Source organism: Lysobacter claricitrinus, assembly GCF_045866565.1.
GTDB classification, from domain to species: Bacteria; Pseudomonadota; Gammaproteobacteria; order Xanthomonadales; family Xanthomonadaceae; genus Cognatilysobacter; species Cognatilysobacter claricitrinus.
The window spans coordinates 255,258-275,232 of the sequence record NZ_BAAFZV010000002.1 but is presented as its reverse complement, the minus strand read 5'-3'; the positions used below and the strand labels follow the sequence as shown (position 1 = coordinate 275,232).

Here is a 19,975-nt window from a genome sequence, read left to right as displayed (position 1 = left end):
CCCCTGAAATGATGATCGCGCCCGAAAGCGCCCGTCCCCGTCCGGTGTGCGGCGCGATAACGCAGTCCGCCGCACGATCCGGACGCCGAAAGTATGACGGGTGCCCGGCAATTGCTTGCCGCAGCGCACCATTTCGCTCTGGAGCGGGGTTTTCGACCGCCGGGGCGGCGCGGAGATGCTCAGACCTGCGCGGACCCCGTCATCAACCCGCTCCGGAACGCGATGAACCGAACGCCCAGCGTCCAGGCGATCGCCGCCGACCATCCGGCAAGGACGTCGGAGGGGTAATGCACGCCGAGGTAGACGCGCGACACCCCGACGCCGAGTGCGAACAGGGTTGAGACGATCAACACGGGCCAGCGCCAGCGCGTGTTCCAAGCGAGGCACGACAGCACGCAGGCGAGCGTCGCCGAGCCCATCGCGTGTCCGCTGGGGAAGCTGTACGTCGCCTCGGGCGCGATCGAGATCCACAGCGCCGGGCGTGCGCGGGCGAAGACGTGTTTCGCGGCGAGGTTCAGCAGTGCCGACCCGCCCAGTGCGATCGCGGCGAAGGTGGCGCTGCGCGAGTGCCGGCGCCAGGCGAGGAACAGCACGAGCGCGATGTCGCAGGGCACGACGCCGCCCGAGAAGCCGACCGCCGACAGCGCGAGGAAAACCGAATCCGCCGCGCGGCTCGACATCGCGTGCAGGCCTTCGAGAATCGGCGCGTCGAAGAAGAACGGCTGGCCGGCCGCAACGTCCTCGGCCAGCTCGCCGAAGCCCCACAACGGCAGCGCGACGCAGACGAACACGATCGCCAGGCCGAGCCCGTAGCGGCGGAACACACTCTTTCCGACCTTCGCCTGTTCGACGGCGACGTCGGCCGGCTTGCCCGCGTCAGCCCGCGGTATTGGCTCCATAGCGACGCTCCACGTAGCGATCGATCAACTCGACGAAATCGTCGGCGATGCGATCACCGCGGAGCGTGACGGTCTTTTCGCCGTCCTCGAAAACGGGCGCGGCCGGCGCCTCGCCCGTGCCGGGCAGGGAAATACCGATGTTGGCGTGGCGCGACTCGCCCGGCCCGTTGACGATGCAGCCCATCACCGCGAGCGTCAGGTTCTCCGCGCCCGGGTGGCTGATCTTCCACTCCGGCATCTTGTCGCGCACGTGAGCCTGCACCTTCTGCGCGAGTTCCTGGAAGAACGTGCTGGTGGTGCGCCCGCAGCCGGGGCACGCGGTGACCATCGGCGTGAACGCACGCAGCCCCATCGTCTGCAGAAGCTCCTGCGCGACGACGACTTCGTTGGTGCGCGACTGCCCGGGCTCCGGCGTCAGCGAAATGCGGATGGTGTCGCCGATGCCTTCCTGCAGCAGCACGGCGAGCGCCGCACTCGACGCGACGATGCCCTTGCTGCCGATGCCGGCCTCGGTCAGGCCGAGATGCAGCGCGTAATCGCCGCGCGTCGCCAGTTCGCGATACACGGCGATGAGCTCCTGCACGCCGCTGACCTTCGCGCTCAGCACGATGCGTTCGCGCGCCAGGCCGAGTTCTTCCGCGCGCGCTGCGGAATCCAGCGCGCTCCGGATCAGCGCCTCGCGCAGCACGCGGCCGGCGTCCCATGGACTCGCACGCTGCGCGTTCTCGTCCATCAGCGTGGCGGCGAGCGACTGGTCGAGCGATCCCCAGTTCGCGCCGATGCGCACCGGCTTGCCGTAACGGATCGCGAACTCGATCAGCTGCGCGAACTGCGTGTCGCGCTTCTTGCCGAACCCGACATTGCCCGGGTTGATGCGGTACTTCGCCAGCGCTTCGGCGCAGGCCGGCTCGCCCGCGAGCAGTTGGTGGCCGTTGTAGTGGAAGTCGCCGATCAGCGGCACGCCGACGCCCATCATGTCCAGCCGTTCGCGGATGCGCGGGACCGCCGCCGCCGCTTCCGCGGTGTTGACGGTGATGCGCACCAGCTCCGAGCCCGCGCGCCACAACTCGGCGACCTGCCTGGTCGTCGACGCGACGTCCGCGGTGTCGGTATTGGTCATCGACTGCACGACGACTGGCGCGCCGCCGCCGACATGTACGCCCCCGATCACGACCCCGCGGGTCACGCGACGGGTGAGCGGGCCGAAATGGTCCTGGTCGGCGGGCGACGGCGGCTGGAGAGCGGCATTCATGCGGGAATTGTAGGGCCAGCGGTCCCGCGCGGCCCTGAATCGCGTGGCCTCGACCCGCCGTTGCGTCGGCATCCGGCCGCAATCGCCGCCCTCGCAGCGACTGCGCTACCGTACGCGGCCGCCCCGCCCCGCCGCCCATGTCCGACGAACCCGCCCGCGACGTCTTCACGCCCAGCCAGCTCAACGCGCTGGCGCGCGACATGCTGGAGACGACGTTCGGCTCGGTGTGGATCGAGGGCGAGCTCGGCAACGTGTCCCGGCCGTCGTCCGGGCACCTGTATTTCACGATCAAGGACGCGCGCGCCCAGATCCGCTGCGCGATGTTCAAGCCCAAGAGTTCGTGGCTGCGCTTCCAGCCGCGCGAAGGCCTGCACGTGCTCGGTCGCGGCCGGCTGACGCTGTACGAAGCGCGCGGCGAGTACCAGCTGGTGCTCGACCACATGGAGGAAGCCGGCGAAGGCGCGCTGCGTCGCGCGTTCGACGAGCTGAAGGTACGTCTCGCTGCCGAAGGCCTGTTCGACGCCGAGCGCAAACGCCCGCTGCCCGCGTTCCCGGCCCGGATCGGCGTGGTGACCTCGCCGAGCGGCGCCGCCATCCGCGACGTGCTGAGCGTGCTCGCGCGGCGCTTTCCGCTGGTCGAGGTCGACGTGCTGCCCGTGCAGGTGCAGGGCGCGGGCGCGGCGGCGCAGATCGTCGACATGCTGCAGCGCGCTGGCGCGAGCGGTCGCTACGACGTGCTGATGCTCACCCGTGGCGGCGGCTCGCTCGAAGACCTGTGGTCGTTCAACGAAGAGATCGTCGCGCGCGCCGTAGCGGCCAGTACGGTGCCGGTGATCTGCGCCGTCGGCCACGAAACCGATTTCTGCCTCGCCGAATTCGCAGCCGACCGCCGCGCGCCGACGCCGTCGGTCGCCGCCGAATTGCTGGTGCCCAACCGGGACGACCTAGTGCGCCGGATCGACGCGTTGCAGCGCCGCCTTCATGCGCGCCAGGCGCAGACGCTGCGCGATGCGATGCAACGCACCGACCGCGCGGCGCTCAAGCTCAATGCGCTGCGCCCGCAGGCCTACGTGCAGATGCTTTGCCGACGACAGGCCGAGGCATTCCGCCGGCTGGACGTCGCCTGGAAGCGCCGACTCGAGCGCGAGCACGCGCGCCTGCGCCATGCCGACGCGATCCTGCGCGCGCGCCATCCGGAACGTCGCCTCGCGCGCCTGCGCGAGCGCGTGGCGGCGGTGTCGAACCGCCCGCAGGCGGCGATCGCACGGCGACTCGCTCACGAAGCACTGCGACTACGCGGCATCGCCCGCTCGCTGGAGGCGGTGAGCCCGCTCGCGACGGTGGCGCGCGGCTACAGCATCCTGCGCCGTGGCGACGGCGCGATCGTCCGCGATATCGCCGACGTGGCGACAGGCGACGCGATCACGGCACGCGTGCGGGACGGCGAGCTTGGCATGCGCGTCGAATCGCGCAAGCCGCGCGACTGAGCACATGCACGCCGACGTTTGACGCGGACCAACGGCCGCGGGCGCATGATCGCCGTTCCGCGACCGACGAACGCCGCCATGTCCGCTCCGCAGCTTCCGATCTACATCGCCGGCCAGCCGGTTACCACCGGCGACTGGCTCGACGTCACCGACAAGTACAGCGGCAAGGTCGCGGCCCAGGTCGCGCGCGCGGATGCCTCGCACGTCGAGCAGGCCATCGCCGCTGCGCACGGTGCACGCGCCGCGATGGCCGCGCTTCCTCCGGACGCACGCCGCGACGTGCTCGAGCACTGCGTGCGCCGCTTCGAGGAGCGCCGCGACGAACTCGCCGACCTGCTCTGCACCGAGGCGGGCAAGCCCATCCGTGACTCGCGCGGTGAAGTCGACCGCCTGATCGACACGTTCCGCATCGCGGCCGGCGAAGCCACGCGCATCGGCGGCGACGTGCTGGAGATGCAGGTGTCGCCGCGCGCCCGCGGTTTCCGCGGCATGACGCGGCGCGTACCCATCGGCGCCTGCAGCCTGATCACGCCGTTCAATTTCCCGCTCAATCTCGTTGCGCACAAGGTTGCGCCTGCGATCGCCGCAGGGTGCCCGTTCGTGTTGAAACCATCGGAGCGCACACCACTCGGCGCGCGGGTGCTGGGCGAAATCCTCGCCGAGACCGACCTGCCGCGCGACGCATGGTCGGTGCTCGTCTGCAGCACCGCGACATCCGCGCCACTGGTCGAAGACCCGCGCATCGCGTTCCTCAGCTTCACCGGTGGCCCGGTCGGTTGGGAGCTGCGTTCGCGCGCCGGGCGCAAGAAGGTCGCGCTGGAACTCGGCGGCAACGCCGCGTGCATCGTCGACGAAGACCCGGGCGTTCCGTTCGATCACCTCATCAAGCGAATCGTGTTCGGCGCCTACTACCAGAGTGGCCAGAGCTGCATCAGCGTGCAGCGGATCATCGCCCATCGCGCCATCGCGGAACGGTTGTCGAGCGCGCTCGCCGAGGCCGTGCGCGCGTTGCGCTGCGGCGACCCGCACGACGAATCGACCGACATCGGCCCGGTGATCGACGACGCGTCCGCGAAGCGGCTCACCGAATGGATCGACGCAGCGCGTGCGGGCGGCGCGCGTGTTCTCGTCGAAGGCCGTCGCGACGGAACGATGCTCGCACCGTGGCTGCTCGCCGATGTCGCGCACGACGCGAAGTTGTATCGCGAGGAAGCGTTCGGCCCGGTCGCCGTCATCGAGAGCGTCGATTCGTTCGACGCGGCGCTCGACCGCGCCAACGACTCGCACTTCGGCCTGCAGTGCGGCGTGTTCACCGCGCGCGTCGACCACGCGATGCGCGCGTGGGACCGGCTCGAAGTGGGCGGCGTGGTGGTCGGCGACGTGCCGAGCGTGCGCGTCGACAACATGCCGTACGGCGGCGTCAAGGATTCGGGCGTCGGCCGCGAAGGCGTGCGGTCGACCATCGAGGAGATGACCGAGGTGCGCCTGCTGGTCATCAAGGATCCGCCGGCGTCGTAACTCGCTGGCGCCGCGCCGATCAGCCGACCAGGCTGGCGACCGCGTCGATCTCGTTGACCAGCTCCGGCATCGGGCGGCCGTACAGATAGCCCTGGCCAAGCGTGCAGCCGAGTTCGCGCACGACGCGCTGCTGGTGCAGGTTCTCGATGCCTTCGGCGACGGTGTGGATGCCGAGCGAACCCGCGAGCGCCTGGATCGCACGCACCACTGCTTCGCTTTCGACGCGTGTTTCGCTGCCGAGGCCAGCGATGAAGCTCTGGTCGATCTTCAGGCATTCGATCGGGAAGCGGTGCAGGTACGACAGCGCCGAGAATCCGGTGCCGAAGTCGTCGAGCTGCGCGAGCACGCCATGGCCACGCAGGTGATTGAGCATGTTCATCACGCGCGGTGCTTCTTCGAGCAGCGCCACTTCGGTGATCTCGATGCGCAGGCGGCGCGGGTCGGCCTTGGCCTTGTCGAGCATGCGCAGCAGGCGATCGGCAAACGCGCTGTCGCGGAAATGGCGCGGCGACACGTTGACCGAAATGTAGCCACCCTCGGTGTGTGCGATGCGATCCGCGACCTGCGCGTAGACCAGCCAATCGACCTCTTCGATCAGCGAACTGTTCTCGCCGACACCCACGAACGACGCCGGCGTCAGCAGGCCGCTGCTGGAATGGCTCCAGCGCAGCAGCGCTTCGTGGCCGACGATGCTGCGGTCGGATAGCCGCACGATCGGCTGGTAGAACGCGACGAAGCCGTCACCGTTGATCGCGCGGCGCAGGTCGGCTTCGAGGTCGAGGATCCGCATGGCTTCCTCGCGCATTGCCTCGTCGAACGTGGCCCAGCGGCCGCGGCCAGCGGCTTTTGCGCGGTACATCGCGGCGTCGGCGTCGCGCAGCAGTTCGCTGCCGCTGCGATAGCGCTGGTGCCAGAGTGCGATGCCGATGCTCGCCGACGGAAACACCTCGCGGCCGGCGACCCACCACGGCTGGCCGAGCGTTTCGAGGATGCGGCTGGCGAGGCGTTCGACGCTCGCAACGCCATCGAGTTCGTGCACGAGCACCGCGAATTCGTCGCCACCGAGGCGTGCGACGACGTCGCCCGGACGCACGCACGCGGCGATGCGCCGCGACGCTTCCATCAGCAGCTCGTCGCCGGCGGAATGACCGGCGCTGTCGTTCACCAGCTTGAAGCGATCGAGATCGAGGTAGAGCACCGCGAACAGCGTGTGCGGATGCGTTTGGGTGAGCTCGATCGATTCAGTGAGCGCGTCGACCAGGTGCGTGCGGTTCGGCAGGCCTGTAAGCGAATCGTGGCGCGCCTGATGGGTGAGACGCTGTTCCGCGCGCAGGCGTTCGCCAATCTGCGCGACCAGCTCGCGATTCGCGCGTGCGAGTTCACGCGTTCGCGCGTCGACACGTTCCTCGAGCTCGGCGTGCGCGAGCATCAGCGTTTCCTGCGAGCGCTTGCGCTCCAGGCCGATACCGATGTGATGCGCGACGAACATCAGCAGTTCCTGGTCGCGCCGGGTGAACGTCACCTGGTGCGAATAGCTCTGCACCGCGATGACGCCGACGACCTGGTCGCCTCGCCACAGCGGCACGCCGAGCCAGCAGCACGCCAGGGCGCCACGGCTGATCAGCTCGCCTTCGCGCGTCAGCGTCTCGATGTCGGGGCGACCGACGAGCAGCGGCTTGCGGCGCGTCAACACATATTCGGTAAGCCCGAAACCGAGCGGGCGCGCCACGCGGCGTCCGTCGCGTTCGTCGATCGAATACGGGAATTCGAGGCGTTCGCCGTCCTCGGAAATCATCGCGATGTAGAAATTTCGCGCGTACAGGAGCTCGCCGACGATCGCGTGCACTTCGCGATAGAAGTCGTCGAGCGACGGCGCGCTCATCGACAGTTCGGCAATGCGGAACAGCGCGCTCTGCAGCTGCTCGGCGCGCTGGCGCTCTTCGATCTCCGCCTGCATCTCGTTGTTGAGGCGCTCAAGGGCGTGCGTGCGCTCACGGACGCGATGCTCGAGATCCTGCCGCGCGAGGTGGCGCTCCAGCGCGGTCAGGATGTGCTGGGCGACGAACGCCAGCAGCGCACGTTCTTCCTCGCCGTAGACACCCGGCCGGTCGTAGCTCTGCACCACGATCGCGCCGCAGACGTGGTCGTCGCGGCGCATCGGCACCCCGAGCCAGTCCTCGCTGTCGGGGCCGTGCGACTCGTCGCGCACTACGCCGAGCTGGTCGCGCACGACGTCGGACGGGCCGCGCACCGGCTCGCCGCGACGCAGCAGGGCGAGCGTGAGGCTGTTGGGCATCTCGTCCGACGGAATCTCGCGGTCCGGCTCGGCGACGTAGTCGTCGCGCTCGTCGGCGAAGTACACGAAGCGCACGGTGTCGCGCGCGTCGTCGTACAGCACGATGTAGAAGTTCGCGGCGTACATCAGGCCGCCGATCACGTGGTGGATCATCCGCAGCATCGCGGAGAGTTCGAGGCCGGAACCCGCGAGGTCGGCGATCTCGTAAAGCGCCTGCTGAAGGCGTTCGGATTTTTCCAGCGAGTCGGCGCGACGCTGCACGCGGTCCGCGTCGAGATACGCCGCGATCAGCGCGCGCGACATCTCGGACCAGGTCATGCGCACGTCGGCGTCGAGCGGACTCTGCATTCGCGCGGCCACCGCGCCGTGGCGCCCCCCCGGCAACGGCCAGCGCTCGATCAGGCAACCATCGGCGACGTCGATCGGCGTCGCGCCGAGAAGCGCATTGCGCACGACGTCCGCCAGCGCGTCGTCGCTTTCATCGGAGGTGTAGACGGTGACGCCTTCGCGTTCGCGCCAACCGGCCGCGACGCTGGTGTCGACCGGCAGTCCCGCTTCCAGCGCCGCGACGAGTTCGCGCCGCCGGGCGCGACGCATCGGATTGTCCGCTGGATCGGGCTTTCGCAACGCCGACTCCCCCTGTCGCCATGCCGGGCCTGCGCCCGGTCCCGGGCCGGCCTTGCGGCTGGCCGCCGGTCCCGCCCGCAAGGCGGGCTGAGACGAGAATACGTGATCGTTGCGCGGTTTGAAGTGGCCTGCCCGACCGGGCACTGGCGCCCGGGCTGTACCGCAAGCGGCCACCCCCGTACCCTGCCGCCGATGAACGGTGCGGCCGCTGCCACCGACGATGAGCTGATGCGCGCCTGGTGCGCGGGCGACGTGCGCGCATTCGAGCAGATCTACGCCCGGCACAAGGGGCCGTTGTACCGGTTCATCCTGCGCCAGCTGCGCGACCCGGCGCTGACCGACGAGATCTTCCAGGACGTCTGGCAGCGCGTGATCGCGGCGCGCGAAAGCTGGCGCCCGGACGCCGCGTTCAGTACGTGGCTGTACCGCATCGCCCACAATCGGCTGGGCGACCACTGGCGCGCCGCCAAGCACCGCCCGGCCGCGCCGGCCGACGCCGAAGCACGGATCGAGGCGCTGGCGGACCCCGAATCGCCGGAACGGACGTTAAGTGACTTCGAACAACGCCGCCGCCTGCGGATGGCGCTGGACGAACTGCCGCCCGAGCAGCGCGAAGTCGTGCTACTCCGGCTGGAGCAGGAACTGACCCTGGAAGAGATCGGGGAGATCACCGGTGCCGGCCGCGAGACCGTGAAGTCGCGCCTTCGATACGCGATGGACAAGCTGCGCACGAGACTCTCGACATGACCGCCCGCCCGCCCGAGCCCGATCACGACGCGCTGTCCGCCGAGGAGCGCGACCTCGCCGCGCGCCTGGCCCGGCTCGACGCCGCGTCGGGGCCGTCGGCCGCGCTCGACGCCCGCATCCTCGCCGCGGCGCGTGCCGCCACGCCCGCCGCGACGCAGACGCATGCGCCACGGCGGCCGGTGCGTCGCTGGCCGGGTGCGGTGGGCGCGGCAGCGGTGCTGGTCGCTGCGGTCGGGCTGGCCTGGCAATTGCGGCCGATGTTCCAGCTGCCGGCGCCCATCGTGAATTCCGAACACGCCGGCGACGCGAATGGCGCGGGCGCCGAGTCCGACACCGTCGTGCAGGTGCAAGCCGTGCCGCGCCGTGAGGCACCGGTGGCCGCCGCCGGTGACACCGCCGCGCAGCCGGCGCCGGCGACTGCCGCGCGGAAGGCGCCTCCCGTCGTCGGCGGTGGCGCACCGCGCGCCGCCGCGCCCGTCGTCGCTGATCGCGCGGCCAAGACGCGTCCGTCGTCGCGCGAGTTCGTCGACGAAGCCGTGCCACCACCTCCTCCGCCGCCCGCGCCGGCGGCCGAGGCGCGCGCGTTCTCCGGTAATTCGGCTGCACCTGAAGCCGACGCCGCGTCCGCGGCCGCGCCGCAGGCTGCGGCAGTTTCTCCGCGCGCGCAGCGTCGCGAAGCCAGCGTCACCGCCCCGCTCCCGGACGTCGCCACCGACGCCCGCCTGCCGACGCGCGACTGGCTCACCCGCATCCGCGAGCGTCGCGACACCGGTGACGTCGCCGGCGCGCGCGCCAGCCTGGCCCGCTTCGTCATCGCGCACCCGCGCGTCGCCGTGCCTGCGGACCTGCGTCCGCTGCTGCGCGACGACGATCCGTGGTCGCCGTGACGCATCGATGCTGACCCTCGCCGGCCCCGCGTCGGCCACGCTCGAGATCAAGCACAGCCGGTTCGTCGCGCACGCCGCGCCGGTGGCGTCGCCGACCGATGCGCTCGCCTTCCTCGCGCAGGTGCGCGACGCCGCGGCCACGCACAACTGCTGGGCGTATCGCATCGGCCAGGACTACCGCTGCAGCGACGACGGCGAACCGTCCGGCACCGCGGGGCGTCCAATCCTCGCGGCCATCGATGGCCAGCGCGTGGATGGCGTCGTCGCCGTGGTGACGCGCTGGTACGGCGGCATCAAGCTCGGCGCCGGCGGGCTGGTACGCGCCTACGGCGGCTGCGCGGCCGAATGCCTCCGGCTTGCCGAAAAGATCGCGCGCATCGAGAACGCGATGCTGCGGCTGCGCTTCGCCTTCGCGGACACCGGCGCCGTGCACGCGGTACTGTCCGCAGCCGGCGTCGAACGTCTCGACGAACATTTCGATGGCGACGGTGTCGAACTCGTCGTCCGCCTGCCCGCCGATCGCGCGCACACCTTGAAAGCGCACCTGCGCGACGCCACCCGGGACCGGGTCCGCCTGCTGGAAACCTCCTCCGATGCCTGACGCCCCCGCCGGCGCCTCCCCCGCTTCGCGCCTCGCTGGCCTGCGCATGCTGTGGCCCTTCGTGCAGCGCCATCGCCCGCTGCTGGTCAGCTGGCTGGTTGCGCTGGGCATCTCGTCGGCCGCGACGCTCGCACTCCCGGTCGCGTTCCGCCGCGTGATCGACCACGGCTTCGCCAACGGCACGTCGCACGCGATCAACGTCGCCTTCCTGCCGCTGGGCGGCGTCGTGCTGCTGCTCGCACTCTTCACCGCCGCGAGGTTCTTCTTCGTGTCGCTGCTTGGCGAGCGCGTGGTCGCCGACCTGCGCGACCAGCTCTATGCGCACCTGCTGGGGCTCGACGCCGCGTTCCACGACCGCACGCGATCGGGCGAGCTGGTGTCGCGGCTCAGCGCAGATACCGAACTGCTGCGCAGCCTCGTCGCGTCGACGATGTCGATCGCGCTGCGCAGCGCGGTGACCGTGGTCGGCAGCCTGGTGATGCTGTTTGCGACCAGCCCGCGTTTGGCCTCGTACGCGTTGATCGGTATTCCGCTCGCCGTCGCGCCCATCGTGATCGGCGCACGGCGACTGCGGAAAATTGCGCGCACGAGCCAGGACCGCGTGGCCGACGCGAACGCCATCGCCGCGGAGACGTTGGGTGCGGTCGCGACCGTGCGTGCACATGCACGCGAATCGTACGAACGCCACCGCTTCGGCGACGCCGTGCGCGCCGCGGTCGCGGTGGCGCGCAAGCGCATCGGTGCACAGTCGCTCGTCACCGCTGTCGCCATCTCGCTCGTGTTCGGCGCGATCGTGATGGTGCTGTGGCTCGGCGCGCACGACGTGCTCGCGCATCGCATGACCGCCGGCACGTTGCTGCAGTTCCTGTTGTACGCCGTGGTCGGCGGCGGTTCGGTCGGTGCGCTCGCCGAAGTCTGGAACGAGCTGCAACGCGCCACCGGCGGCATGGGACGCATCGCCGAACTGCTGCAGGAAACGCCGAACGTCACCGCGCCCGCATCGCCGCGGGCGCTGCCTGCACCGGTGACCGGCGGCATTGAATTCGACAACGTGCGCTTCGCCTACCCGGCCGAGCCCACGCGCGACGTGCTGCGCGACTTCAGCCTGCGCGTGCGTCCCGGTGAAACCGTCGCGCTGGTCGGTCCATCCGGCGCCGGCAAGAGCACGGTCTTCTCGCTGCTGATGCGCTTCCATGACGTCACTGCGGGCGCCATCCGCATCGACGGCACGGCGATCAACACCGTCGATCCAACCGACCTGCGCAGCGCGATCGCGCTGGTCGCGCAGCACCCGACGCTGTTTGCGACGAGCGTGCGCGAGAACGTGCGCTACGGCCGACTCGACGCCGACGACGCCGCGATCGAACGCGCGCTCACTGCCGCGCACGCCGCCGACTTCGTGCATGCATTGCCGCAGGGCCTCGACACCACGGTCGGCGAACGCGGCGCACGCCTGTCCGGCGGCCAGCAGCAGCGCATCGCGATCGCCCGCGCGGTGCTGCGCGACGCGCCGATCCTGCTGCTCGATGAAGCCACCAGCGCGCTCGACGCCCAGAGCGAAGCCGCGGTGCAGGCCGCGCTCGACGAACTCATGGAAGGCCGCACGACGCTGGTCGTCGCGCACCGACTGGCCACCGTGCTGAAGGCGGATCGCATCGTGGTGATGGATGCAGGCCGCATCGTCGCGGAAGGCACGCATGCCGACCTGATGGCGCAGGGCGGGCTGTACGCCGAACTCGCACGGCTGCAGTTCATCGACTGAGCGGCGTCGCATCGCGGCGGCGTCGCCGCGCATCCACACGTACGCGGGCTGCCGAAACCGCGCGCTTCGCGATTGCGGGCGCGCGAAGGCCCGGCGCCTTGGTCCGCCGGTCGCCGTATGACCACGCCACGACATGCTCGGGACGCGCGCAATAAAAAGGCCCCGCCGGAGCGGGGCCTCGGGAAACGGTACGCAGCAAACCGTCAGGTCGGAACGACGCCCGAAGCTTGCATGCCCTTGGGGCCCTGAGTGACCTCGTAAGACACGCGCTGTCCTTCCTGGAGACTGCGGAAACCCTTGGAATTGATCGCCGAGTAGTGCACGAACACATCCGCAGTTCCGTCTTCAGGCGAAATGAAACCGAATCCCTTCGCATCGTTGAACCATTTCACGGTGCCGTACTGCATATCCTTGATGACCTCATGCTGTGAGCGTTGGCGCGCCGCGGTGGCCCGTACGGGTCGCAGCCGCGCGGCCGAGTATGCAAACGCTGCAGCCGGTTGACAATCGTCCTAGCGGGCAGCTTCGGACATGCGGTCGAGCAGCGCGCCGAGCAGTGCGGGCAGGTGCGCCGACGCGGCGGCGACGTTGTCCAGCACGTCCTGCAGGGTGATCACCTCGTCCACCTGCGGACCCGCGCCCGCGGCCCAGTTGGCGATGATCGCCAGGCACGCGTAGTCGAGTTCCATTTCCCGCGCGAGGCCGGCTTCGGGCATGCCGGTCATGCCGACGAGGTCGCAGCCGTCGCGGCGCATGCGCGCGATCTCGGCGCGCGTTTCCAGGCGCGGGCCCTGCGTGGCGCCGTAGCAACCGCCGTCGACCAGCGGCACGCCCGCGTCCTGCGCTGCCGCCAGCACTGCGTTGCGCAGCGACGGTGTGTACGGCTCGCCGAAGTCCACGTGCACGACCTCGGTACCCGGCTCTTCGCAGATGGTCGAGACGCGGCCCCAGGTGTAGTCGATCAACTGGTCCGGGCACGCGAGTACGCGCGGTCCGAAGCGCTCGGTGATCCCGCCCACCGTGTTGAGCGCGAGCACGCGCCGGGCACCGACCGCCTCCAGCGCCGCGAGGTTCGCGCGGTAATTGACGAGGTGTGGCGGCACCGAATGTCCTTCGCCGTGCCGCGCGAGGAACGCGACGCGATGGCCCGCCATCGTGCCGACGCGCACCGGCCCGGACGCGCGCCCGAAGCGCGTATCGGGTTCGTACGACTCGACGTCGTGCAGTTCGGCGAGTCGATACAGCCCGGTGCCGCCGATGACGGCGAGTGCGATGTCGCTCATGTCGTGTCCGTGCGAAGTCGTGGTGCGTAAACGGTGTCGCGTCAGAGTGCCTTGAGCGCCTCGTCGGTCAGCGCGTGGATCGCCGGCAGGTTGCGGCCCTGTTCCTGGAAATCCATGCCGTATCCGAAGACGTAACGATCCGGCACGTCGACGCCGAAATAGTCCGCGCGCACGCCTTCGACGCAACGGTCGTGTCGCTTCACCGCGAGTGCGGCGATGCGTATGTCGACGGCGCCTTCCTCGCGGCACCATTGCACGATCGCGCGCAGCGTGTGGCCTTCGTCGAGGATGTCGTCGGCGAGCAGAACGCGACGGCCCGCAAGCGGCGTCGCGGGACGATGCTTCCATGTCAGGTCGCCGCCGCTCGTCGCGCCGCGATAGCGCGTGGCGTGCAGGTAGTCGAACTCGAAGTCGACACCCAGCGCGCCGACTTCCATGGCCAGCCGGCCCGCGAACGGCAGGCCGCCGTGCATCACCGTGAGGTAGACCGGCACGCTGCCGGCGAAGTCGCGCGCGATCGGCTGCGCCATCCGCGCGATCGCCGCCTCGAGCGCAGTGCGATCGTGGATGACGTCGCTGTTGGCCAGCGCCCAGGCAAGGTCGCGCGCCATGTCAGGCGAGGCCTTCGATGCGCTGCCTGGTGGCGTCGTAGCGCTCGTCGGCGAGCAGTTCGCGCCAACCGAACGGGCCGCGACCGATCAGCGACGCCATCGCCGCCGTGTTGAGCGTGCGGCCTTCAACCGCGGCGAGCGATTCCGGCACGAGTTCGGGATGGCAGACGAGCACGACGTCGCAACCGGCATCCAGATGCGCGTCAATGCGCGCCTTGATGCCGCCCGCGGAGAACGCGGCCGCCATGCCGATGTCGTCGGAGAACACGACGCCGCGGAAACCCATTTCCTTGCGCAGGATGTCCTCGATCCAGCGCTTCGAATAGCCGGCCGGGTCGGGATCGACGGCCGGATACTTGACGTGCGCCATCATCACCGCGTCGGCGCCTGCTTCGATGCCCGCCACGAACGGCACGAGGTCGAGCGCGCGGATTTCCTCGAGCGGGCGCGGATCGACGGCGTCGTCGAAATGCGTGTCTTCCAGCACCGAGCCGTGACCGGGGAAGTGCTTGAGCGTGGCCGCCATGTCGGCGGCATGCATGCCGGCGACGTAGGCGCGGGTGAATTCGGCGATCACGTTCGGGTCGGCCGAGAATGCGCGGTCACCGATCGCACGGTTACCGCGGCCAAGGTCGACCACCGGCGCGAAGCTGAGGTCGACGCCGGTCGCGCGCACTTCGCTGGCCATCAGCCATGCGTGTTCGGTCGCGAGCTTGAGCGCCGCGTCGCGGTCGCTGCGATACAGCGCATCGAATTTTTCCAGCGGCGGGAACGCGGTGTAGCCGTCGCGGAAGCGCTGCACGCGGCCGCCTTCCTGGTCGACGCACACCAGTTGCGGGCGCGTCGTGGCTTCGCGGATCGCCTGGCTGAGTTCCGCAACCTGCTGCTTGGACGCGAAGTTGCGGCTGAAGAGGATCACGCCACCGCAGGCATCGTGCTGCAGCCAGTCGCGTTCCTGCGCGGTGAGTTCGGTGCCGGCCACGCCGATTACGAGCATGTCGCAACACTCCGGTTTTCGATTCGGGCCGGCATTGTGCCCCGGACGGCGTCGACGCGCAGCGGCGGCCTACCAGGTGGAATACGGCCGGCTGGCGAGCGCGAGGTTGTAGTAGCGCGGCTGGTCGGTCACTTCCTCGCCCAGCCAGCCCGGTCGCTCGTAGGCGGCATCGGCGTCGTCCAGCTCGAGCTCGGCGACGACGAGGCCGGCGTTGTCGCCCAGGAACTCATCGACCTCGAACGTGCGGCCGCCGACTTCGACGTAGTGGCGGACCTTCTCGATCTTCCCGCCGACGGCGAGCTTCAGCAGCGCGCGGGCATCGTCGACCGGGATCGGGTAGTCGAACTCCTGCCGCGTCGTGCCCAGCTCGCGCGACTTCATGTTGAGGAACGCCTCGTCGCCCTGGATACGCACGCGCACCGACACGTTCATGGCGCCGGCGTCGAGCGTGGCGAGGTCGTTGAGGTAGGCCTGCGCCATCTCGACGCGCTTCGAGGCCTGAACGCGCCAGGCGTCGGAGGTGACGAGGAATTTGCGTTCGATTTCGAGGGGCATGGGATGGCTGGCCGACGACCGGGGTCGACTACCTTAAGCGGTGTCGACTGCGCGGGCGACGTGACGTCTCGAAACCGATCCCGCGCGTCGGGCGTTCAGCGGCTTTGCGTTGCTTCGAGCGCGGAGATCGATTGTGAGACGCGAAGGGCGACGGCCGTCGATGGCCGCCGCTTCGCGGTCCTAACGATTGGCTCAGCTGTCGGAGTGCAAGCCGAAGCATCGCCAATCACGTCGCCTACGACCCCGAACTGCAGCAACGCACAGCGGCGCAAGTTACTTCTTCTCGAACACCGCAATCGACTCGACGTGCGCCGTATGCGGAAACATGTCCATCACGCCTGCGGCCTTCAGCACCCAGCCCTTCTCGTTGACGAGAAAACCCGCATCGCGCGCCAGCGATGCCGGATGGCAGCTGACGTAGACAATCCGCTTGAATTGCTTGAGCGGCAGGTGTGCCAGCACGAAATCGGCGCCCGAACGCGGCGGGTCGAGCAGCAACTTGTCGAACGACTCGCGCATCCACGGTTCGCCGGAAAGATCCTTCGCGAGGTCGGCCGCGTGGAACTCGACATTGGCGATGCCGTTGTGCGTGATGTTGTCGCGCGCGCGGCGCACCAGGCCGGCGTCGCCTTCGACACCCACCACTTCCCGCGCGTAACGCGACAGCGGCAGGGTGAAATTGCCGAGACCGGCGAACAGGTCGAGCACGCGCTCGTCCGCCCGCGGGTCCAGCAACTCGATCGTGCGCTGGATCATGCGATGGTTGAGGCCCGCATTGACCTGGATGAAATCCAGCGGCCGGAAGTTCAGTTCGACGTTCCATTCGTCGAGTCGGAACGCGAGCTTGGGCTCGGCACCATCCAGCGAATGCACGGTCTCCAGCCCGCCCGGTTGCAGGTAGATCGCAAACCCGTGCTCGCGGCCGAATGCGGCCAGTCTTGCGCGATCGCCGTCGGAAAGCGGCGCGAGATGACGGAACGTCAGCACGATCGCGTCGTCGCCGGCGATGAATTCGATCTGCGGAATGTCGCGCCGGCCATCCATGCCGTCGACCAGCGCCGACAGCGCGCCGATCTTCGTACCGATCTCGGGGATGACGGTGTGGCATTCGGCGATGTCGGCGACGAAGCGCGGATCGGTTTCGCGGAAGCCGACCAGCGTCTTGTCCTTCTTCTCGACGCGGCGCACCGAGAACCGGCCCTTGCGGCGATAGCCCCAGGCGGCGTCCGTCAGCGGTTCGAACACGGTCTTCGGCGTGACGTGGCCGATGCGCTCGAGGTTTTCCATCAATACGCGCTGCTTGGCGACGATCTGCTTCGACTCGTCGTAGTGCTGCAGCGCGCAGCCCGCGCAGGTGCCGAAGTGCGGGCAGCGCGGATCGACGCGCTCGCCTGCGGCGTCGATCACTTCGACCGTGCGGGCCTCGTCGAACGTTCGGTGCTTGCCGGTGCGCACGGCGACGACCTTCTCGCCCGGCAGCGCGCCGGCAACGAACACGGCCTTGCCGTCGGGCAGGCGCGCGACACCGCGCCCGTCATGCGTGAGGTCGGTGATATCGACGGAAAAAGGAGTGAGATCGAGACGGGCCACGGCGTGAGCAACGGGAAGACAGCCGCGAATTGTCCCAGAAAGCGCCGGCGCGCCCGTAACCGGTTCCGCAAAAGGCGACGGCCCGCCAAAGCGGGCCGCCGTTCGGCGCCCCCGGGGCGCCTCTTCAAACCGTTATTTCTGCTTCCAGGCGCCGCCGCTCTGGTACCACCAGCCGCTGCGGGCGCTGTCGATCCATTGCTTCGCGAACACCTCGCGGATGCGCGGTTCCCATTCGGGGTGGCCGTTGGCGACGGCGATCTCGCGGTACACCGCCGCGCGGTCGCGGTTGTCGTCGGCCACGGCCTTGTTCATCGCGACGCGGTCCGGCAACGCGAGCTTGGACGCGTCACGCACGGTGACCATGCCATCGGACGTGAACCCGAGCGCGCCTGCCTCGAAACCCGCACGTAGCTGGCCGTCGAAACGCTGCTCCATGCGCGACTGGATCGCCTGGATGGCCGGCGTCTTGATCGTGATGTCCGGCTGGCCCTGCGCCTGCGCGCTGCCGATGCCCACCAGCGAAGCGAAGTCGACGCGCGCCAGCTGCGACGCGGCGCGTTCGCTCCACGGGGTGTCGATCGACGCGCTGCCACCGCCCGGCTTTATCGGCTCGACCGGCTTCGCGTTCGGATCCGCGATCACCTTCTCCACGAACTGCTTCGCCGCTTCACGCGCCTCGGCGGCGGGGAAGTAGACGTTGATCGTCACGCACGCGGTGAGCGCGACGGCAAAAGGCGTGAGCATCATCCAGCGACGCATGGGAGTTCTCCAGTCGGTTGAGGCGATCGTGCCGCAGCATGCGTGAAGCGAGGCGAAACGTGAACAGGGCGACCTTACTTCACTACAGGCTTCGCCTCGCCCTTGCCGACGGCGACCAGGCGCTCGACCAGTGTCGGCCAGTCGACGCGCCGGTTGATGCCGACCACGGTGAGCCACGGGATACCGCCGCCCTGCACGATGGTGAAGCTGTTGGGACCGCGGGTGCCCAGCCCGTCCATCTCGCAGACCTCGTCGGCGAGCCGGCAGTCGATGCCGATCGCCGAGTACGCGAAGTCGTCGAACAGCCCGATCAGGCGCGCCTGCAGGCCGCCTGCGAACGAGGCGTCGCCCACGCTGGAGAGGTCCTGCACGGCGCGCTGCGAGATGCGCTGGCGCACGCCCGTGTGCTTGTCGGTGCGCAGGTGGGCGTCGAACGCGACGGGCTGCCAGTCGACCAGACGCAGGCCGTTGAGGTGGCCATCGAGCTTGCCGGTGATGCTGCCGAAGCCGAGCACGCCGGTGAGCGATTCGAGGTCGAGGTCGTCGAACGCGATGTCCGCGCTCAGCGTGGGCGCGACGCCAAACGGCCGCTCCATCGACAGCGCCGACACGTCGAGCCGGCCGCCGAACAGCGCCATCGACAGGCCGCCGTCGAACACCAGCTGCTGCGCGGCGTAGTGCGCGTTGGGAATGCGCCCTGACAGCTGGCCTGTGAACGCCGGCAGGCCGAGCGCCTTCGCGAGTTCGCCGATGTCCAGGTTCCGCACATCGAGACCGAACTCCGCGCTCGCGCCGCCGTTCGGGCCGGGTGGCTGGATCGCAAAATGGTCGAATCGCAGGAGGCCGCCCAGCATCGGCACGTCGACCGGTTGCGCGAACACGAGCCGCCCCTGCTCGCTGCGCATCGGCAGCGCCGATGTGCCGAACGCGAGCCCGTACACATGTCCGGACGTCCAATGCAGCTCGCTGTCGACGGGCGCACTCGCCGAATAGCGCACGTTGCCCTGCAGGCCGTGGAACGCGAAGCGGCCCTTGGGGTCATCGAGGTCGATATCGCTGAAGCGCGCGTCGACCGCCTGCAGGCCGGCCTCGCCGACGTCCACGTGCGCAGCGAGCCCGCCGTGCATCGCGAGGTCGTCGAGTCCGGCCGCGCCCAGCCAGCCGCTCAGATACGGTGCTTTCAATCCCGCAAGATCGCTGCTGCGGACGTCGGCCTGCAGCGATCGCAGCGTGGTATCCGGCCCAAACGCCGCCGCGCCGGATGCCTGCAGCACGCCGTCGTCGCGCCACTCGAATCGCGGAATGCGCCAGCAGCATTCGCCATGCTGTTCCGCATCGATCGATAGCTCGCCCATGCGATCCTGGAGCGCGAAGTACGTGGTCCCGAACAACGCTTCGCCACCGCCGAGCCGGCCACGCAGAGCGACGCGATCGGTCGCGCCGAGCGTCATGTCGAGGTCCAGCTGCGCGTCGAGGCCGTCGGCGGCGATCGTCCCGTCCGGCGTATCGAACGCGACGTCGCGCAGCGTCATCGGCCCGACGACGCGCAGATCGTGATTCGGCGTGGTGACGGCCAGCTGCGCATCGCCCGAACCTGCTTTCAGCTGGGCCTCGGGCCACGCCTGTTTGAGCAGGCCGCGGATCCATGCAAGCGGAATCGCGGTGAGGTCTACGCGCGTGGCGTCGCCGGTGGTGTCGTCGCGCCGGACGCGGATCGCGCTGGCGCCCCGCGTGAGCTGCGCCTGCACGCCCGAGTCGGCGAGATCGATTCGCAGACGCATCGCGCCCTGGCCCGTCATCGCCGGGCCATCGCAGTGCCACCCGCTCCAACCGTCGCGCCGCAATATGCAATGCCAGTCGACGGCGATGAAGTGATAGCCCAGGTCCGGCGCGTCGACTCTTTCCGCGCGAAGGCGCAGCGCGCCCTGCTTCGCCGTGGGCGGCCAATCGAGATCGATGCGCACCCCGCGCATCTCGCCGCTGGGCAGCGTCATGCGCGCGATACGGGCCTGTGCCGAACGCGCGTGCGCGGGCGCGGCCGCCAGCATCGTGGCGGCCAGCAGCACCGCGACGATCGCGCGTACGATGGGCATCGCCGCGAGCA

Annotated in this window: 17 protein-coding genes; 6 read left to right on the top strand and 11 right to left on the bottom strand. The window is 69.5% G+C overall.

The window, feature by feature from the left end:
* Positions 1-179: 179 nt before the first annotated feature.
* Positions 180-899, bottom strand: coding sequence for a phosphatase PAP2 family protein (locus ACKTTN_RS06030; RefSeq protein ID WP_407908975.1), 720 nt, complete (start codon positions 897-899; stop codon positions 180-182).
* On the bottom strand, positions 877-2,151 hold the full coding sequence (gene ispG / locus ACKTTN_RS06025; protein WP_407908974.1) for a flavodoxin-dependent (E)-4-hydroxy-3-methylbut-2-enyl-diphosphate synthase: 1,275 nt from the start codon (positions 2,149-2,151) through the stop codon (positions 877-879). The genes ACKTTN_RS06030 and ispG overlap by 23 nt, the downstream gene beginning before the upstream one ends.
* Positions 2,152-2,288: 137 nt before the next feature.
* Here ispG and xseA point away from each other — a divergent pair, with 137 nt between their 5' ends.
* Together xseA and ACKTTN_RS06015 are read left to right on the top strand one after the other, a co-directional pair.
* Entirely contained in the window at positions 2,289-3,638 is a 1,350-nt protein-coding gene (xseA, locus tag ACKTTN_RS06020) for an exodeoxyribonuclease VII large subunit (protein WP_407908973.1), read from the top strand.
* 78 nt (positions 3,639-3,716) lie between these two features.
* Positions 3,717-5,156, top strand: coding sequence for an aldehyde dehydrogenase family protein (locus ACKTTN_RS06015; protein ID WP_407908972.1), 1,440 nt, complete (start codon positions 3,717-3,719; stop codon positions 5,154-5,156).
* A 19-nt stretch (positions 5,157-5,175) separates the two neighbouring features.
* On the opposite strand, the gene ACKTTN_RS06010 is transcribed toward ACKTTN_RS06015, so the two are convergent.
* Positions 5,176-8,049, bottom strand: a complete 2,874-nt coding sequence (locus ACKTTN_RS06010; RefSeq protein WP_407908971.1) for a bifunctional diguanylate cyclase/phosphodiesterase — start codon at positions 8,047-8,049, stop codon at positions 5,176-5,178.
* A gap of 222 nt (positions 8,050-8,271) precedes the next feature.
* Here ACKTTN_RS06010 and ACKTTN_RS06005 point away from each other — a divergent pair, with 222 nt between their 5' ends.
* Genes ACKTTN_RS06005 through ACKTTN_RS05990 form a run of 4 tightly spaced genes read left to right on the top strand, consistent with a single transcriptional unit; the run spans position 8,272 to position 12,076 of the window.
* Positions 8,272-8,826 carry an RNA polymerase sigma factor gene (locus tag ACKTTN_RS06005; RefSeq protein ID WP_407908970.1) on the top strand — a complete coding sequence of 185 codons (555 nt, stop codon included), beginning with the start codon at positions 8,272-8,274 and terminating at the stop codon, positions 8,824-8,826.
* The gene (locus ACKTTN_RS06000) at positions 8,823-9,713 is read left to right on the top strand and encodes a hypothetical protein (protein WP_407908969.1); all 891 of its coding nucleotides are present in this window, start codon (positions 8,823-8,825) and stop codon (positions 9,711-9,713) included. Before ACKTTN_RS06005 ends, ACKTTN_RS06000 begins: the two co-directional genes overlap by 4 nt.
* 7 nt (positions 9,714-9,720) lie before the next feature.
* Positions 9,721-10,314 (top strand): IMPACT family protein, encoded by a 594-nt coding sequence (locus ACKTTN_RS05995; protein WP_407908968.1) that lies wholly within the window; start codon positions 9,721-9,723, stop codon positions 10,312-10,314.
* Complete coding sequence (locus ACKTTN_RS05990) at positions 10,307-12,076, top strand: ABC transporter transmembrane domain-containing protein (protein WP_407908967.1); 1,770 nt, start codon at positions 10,307-10,309, stop codon at positions 12,074-12,076. Before ACKTTN_RS05995 ends, ACKTTN_RS05990 begins: the two co-directional genes overlap by 8 nt.
* A gap of 203 nt (positions 12,077-12,279) precedes the next feature.
* Here the strand turns inward: ACKTTN_RS05990 and ACKTTN_RS05985 are convergent, their stop codons facing one another.
* From ACKTTN_RS05985 to ACKTTN_RS05950, 8 genes are all read right to left on the bottom strand, one after another.
* A complete protein-coding gene (locus ACKTTN_RS05985; RefSeq protein ID WP_407908966.1) occupies positions 12,280-12,483 on the bottom strand; it encodes a cold-shock protein in 204 nt (67 codons plus the stop codon).
* A gap of 105 nt (positions 12,484-12,588) precedes the next feature.
* Positions 12,589-13,359: an S-methyl-5'-thioinosine phosphorylase gene (locus ACKTTN_RS05980; RefSeq protein WP_407908965.1), complete on the bottom strand. Its 771-nt coding sequence runs from the start codon at positions 13,357-13,359 to the stop codon at positions 12,589-12,591.
* Positions 13,360-13,400: 41 nt separating this feature from the next.
* Positions 13,401-13,970 carry a hypoxanthine-guanine phosphoribosyltransferase gene (locus ACKTTN_RS05975; RefSeq protein ID WP_407908964.1) on the bottom strand — a complete coding sequence of 190 codons (570 nt, stop codon included), beginning with the start codon at positions 13,968-13,970 and terminating at the stop codon, positions 13,401-13,403.
* Position 13,971: 1 nt separating this feature from the next.
* On the bottom strand, positions 13,972-14,967 hold the full coding sequence (gene nagZ, locus ACKTTN_RS05970) for a beta-N-acetylhexosaminidase (RefSeq protein ID WP_407908963.1): 996 nt from the start codon (positions 14,965-14,967) through the stop codon (positions 13,972-13,974).
* Positions 14,968-15,036: 69 nt separating this feature from the next.
* Positions 15,037-15,522 carry a CYTH domain-containing protein gene (locus ACKTTN_RS05965; protein WP_407908962.1) on the bottom strand — a complete coding sequence of 162 codons (486 nt, stop codon included), beginning with the start codon at positions 15,520-15,522 and terminating at the stop codon, positions 15,037-15,039.
* Positions 15,523-15,795: 273 nt separating this feature from the next.
* Positions 15,796-17,112: a 23S rRNA (uracil(1939)-C(5))-methyltransferase RlmD gene (gene rlmD, locus ACKTTN_RS05960; protein ID WP_407908961.1), complete on the bottom strand. Its 1,317-nt coding sequence runs from the start codon at positions 17,110-17,112 to the stop codon at positions 15,796-15,798.
* 132 nt (positions 17,113-17,244) lie between these two features.
* Positions 17,245-17,871, bottom strand: coding sequence for a DUF1318 domain-containing protein (locus ACKTTN_RS05955; protein ID WP_407908960.1), 627 nt, complete (start codon positions 17,869-17,871; stop codon positions 17,245-17,247).
* Between the two features lie 74 nt (positions 17,872-17,945).
* On the bottom strand, positions 17,946-19,964 hold the full coding sequence (locus ACKTTN_RS05950) for a translocation/assembly module TamB domain-containing protein (RefSeq protein WP_407908959.1): 2,019 nt from the start codon (positions 19,962-19,964) through the stop codon (positions 17,946-17,948).
* Positions 19,965-19,975: the final 11 nt, after the last annotated feature.

Bases quoted from the DNA above. Each gene is read 5' to 3' on its own strand.
- ACKTTN_RS06030 (WP_407908975.1), bottom strand. From the start codon at position 899: ATGGAGCCAATACCGCGGGCTGACGCGGGCAAGCCGGCCGACGTCGCC.
- ispG (WP_407908974.1), bottom strand. From the start codon at position 2,151: ATGAATGCCGCTCTCCAGCCGCCGTCGCCCGCCGACCAGGACCATTTC.
- xseA (WP_407908973.1), top strand. From the start codon at position 2,289: ATGTCCGACGAACCCGCCCGCGACGTCTTCACGCCCAGCCAGCTCAAC.
- ACKTTN_RS06015 (WP_407908972.1), top strand. From the start codon at position 3,717: ATGTCCGCTCCGCAGCTTCCGATCTACATCGCCGGCCAGCCGGTTACC.
- ACKTTN_RS06010 (WP_407908971.1), bottom strand. From the start codon at position 8,049: ATGCGTCGCGCCCGGCGGCGCGAACTCGTCGCGGCGCTGGAAGCGGGA.
- ACKTTN_RS06005 (WP_407908970.1), top strand. From the start codon at position 8,272: ATGAACGGTGCGGCCGCTGCCACCGACGATGAGCTGATGCGCGCCTGG.
- ACKTTN_RS06000 (WP_407908969.1), top strand. From the start codon at position 8,823: ATGACCGCCCGCCCGCCCGAGCCCGATCACGACGCGCTGTCCGCCGAG.
- ACKTTN_RS05995 (WP_407908968.1), top strand. From the start codon at position 9,721: ATGCTGACCCTCGCCGGCCCCGCGTCGGCCACGCTCGAGATCAAGCAC.
- ACKTTN_RS05990 (WP_407908967.1), top strand. From the start codon at position 10,307: ATGCCTGACGCCCCCGCCGGCGCCTCCCCCGCTTCGCGCCTCGCTGGC.
- ACKTTN_RS05985 (WP_407908966.1), bottom strand. From the start codon at position 12,483: ATGCAGTACGGCACCGTGAAATGGTTCAACGATGCGAAGGGATTCGGT.
- ACKTTN_RS05980 (WP_407908965.1), bottom strand. From the start codon at position 13,359: ATGAGCGACATCGCACTCGCCGTCATCGGCGGCACCGGGCTGTATCGA.
- ACKTTN_RS05975 (WP_407908964.1), bottom strand. From the start codon at position 13,970: ATGGCGCGCGACCTTGCCTGGGCGCTGGCCAACAGCGACGTCATCCAC.
- nagZ (WP_407908963.1), bottom strand. From the start codon at position 14,967: ATGCTCGTAATCGGCGTGGCCGGCACCGAACTCACCGCGCAGGAACGC.
- ACKTTN_RS05965 (WP_407908962.1), bottom strand. From the start codon at position 15,522: ATGCCCCTCGAAATCGAACGCAAATTCCTCGTCACCTCCGACGCCTGG.
- ACKTTN_RS05955 (WP_407908960.1), bottom strand. From the start codon at position 17,871: ATGCGTCGCTGGATGATGCTCACGCCTTTTGCCGTCGCGCTCACCGCG.
- ACKTTN_RS05950 (WP_407908959.1), bottom strand. From the start codon at position 19,964: ATGCCCATCGTACGCGCGATCGTCGCGGTGCTGCTGGCCGCCACGATG.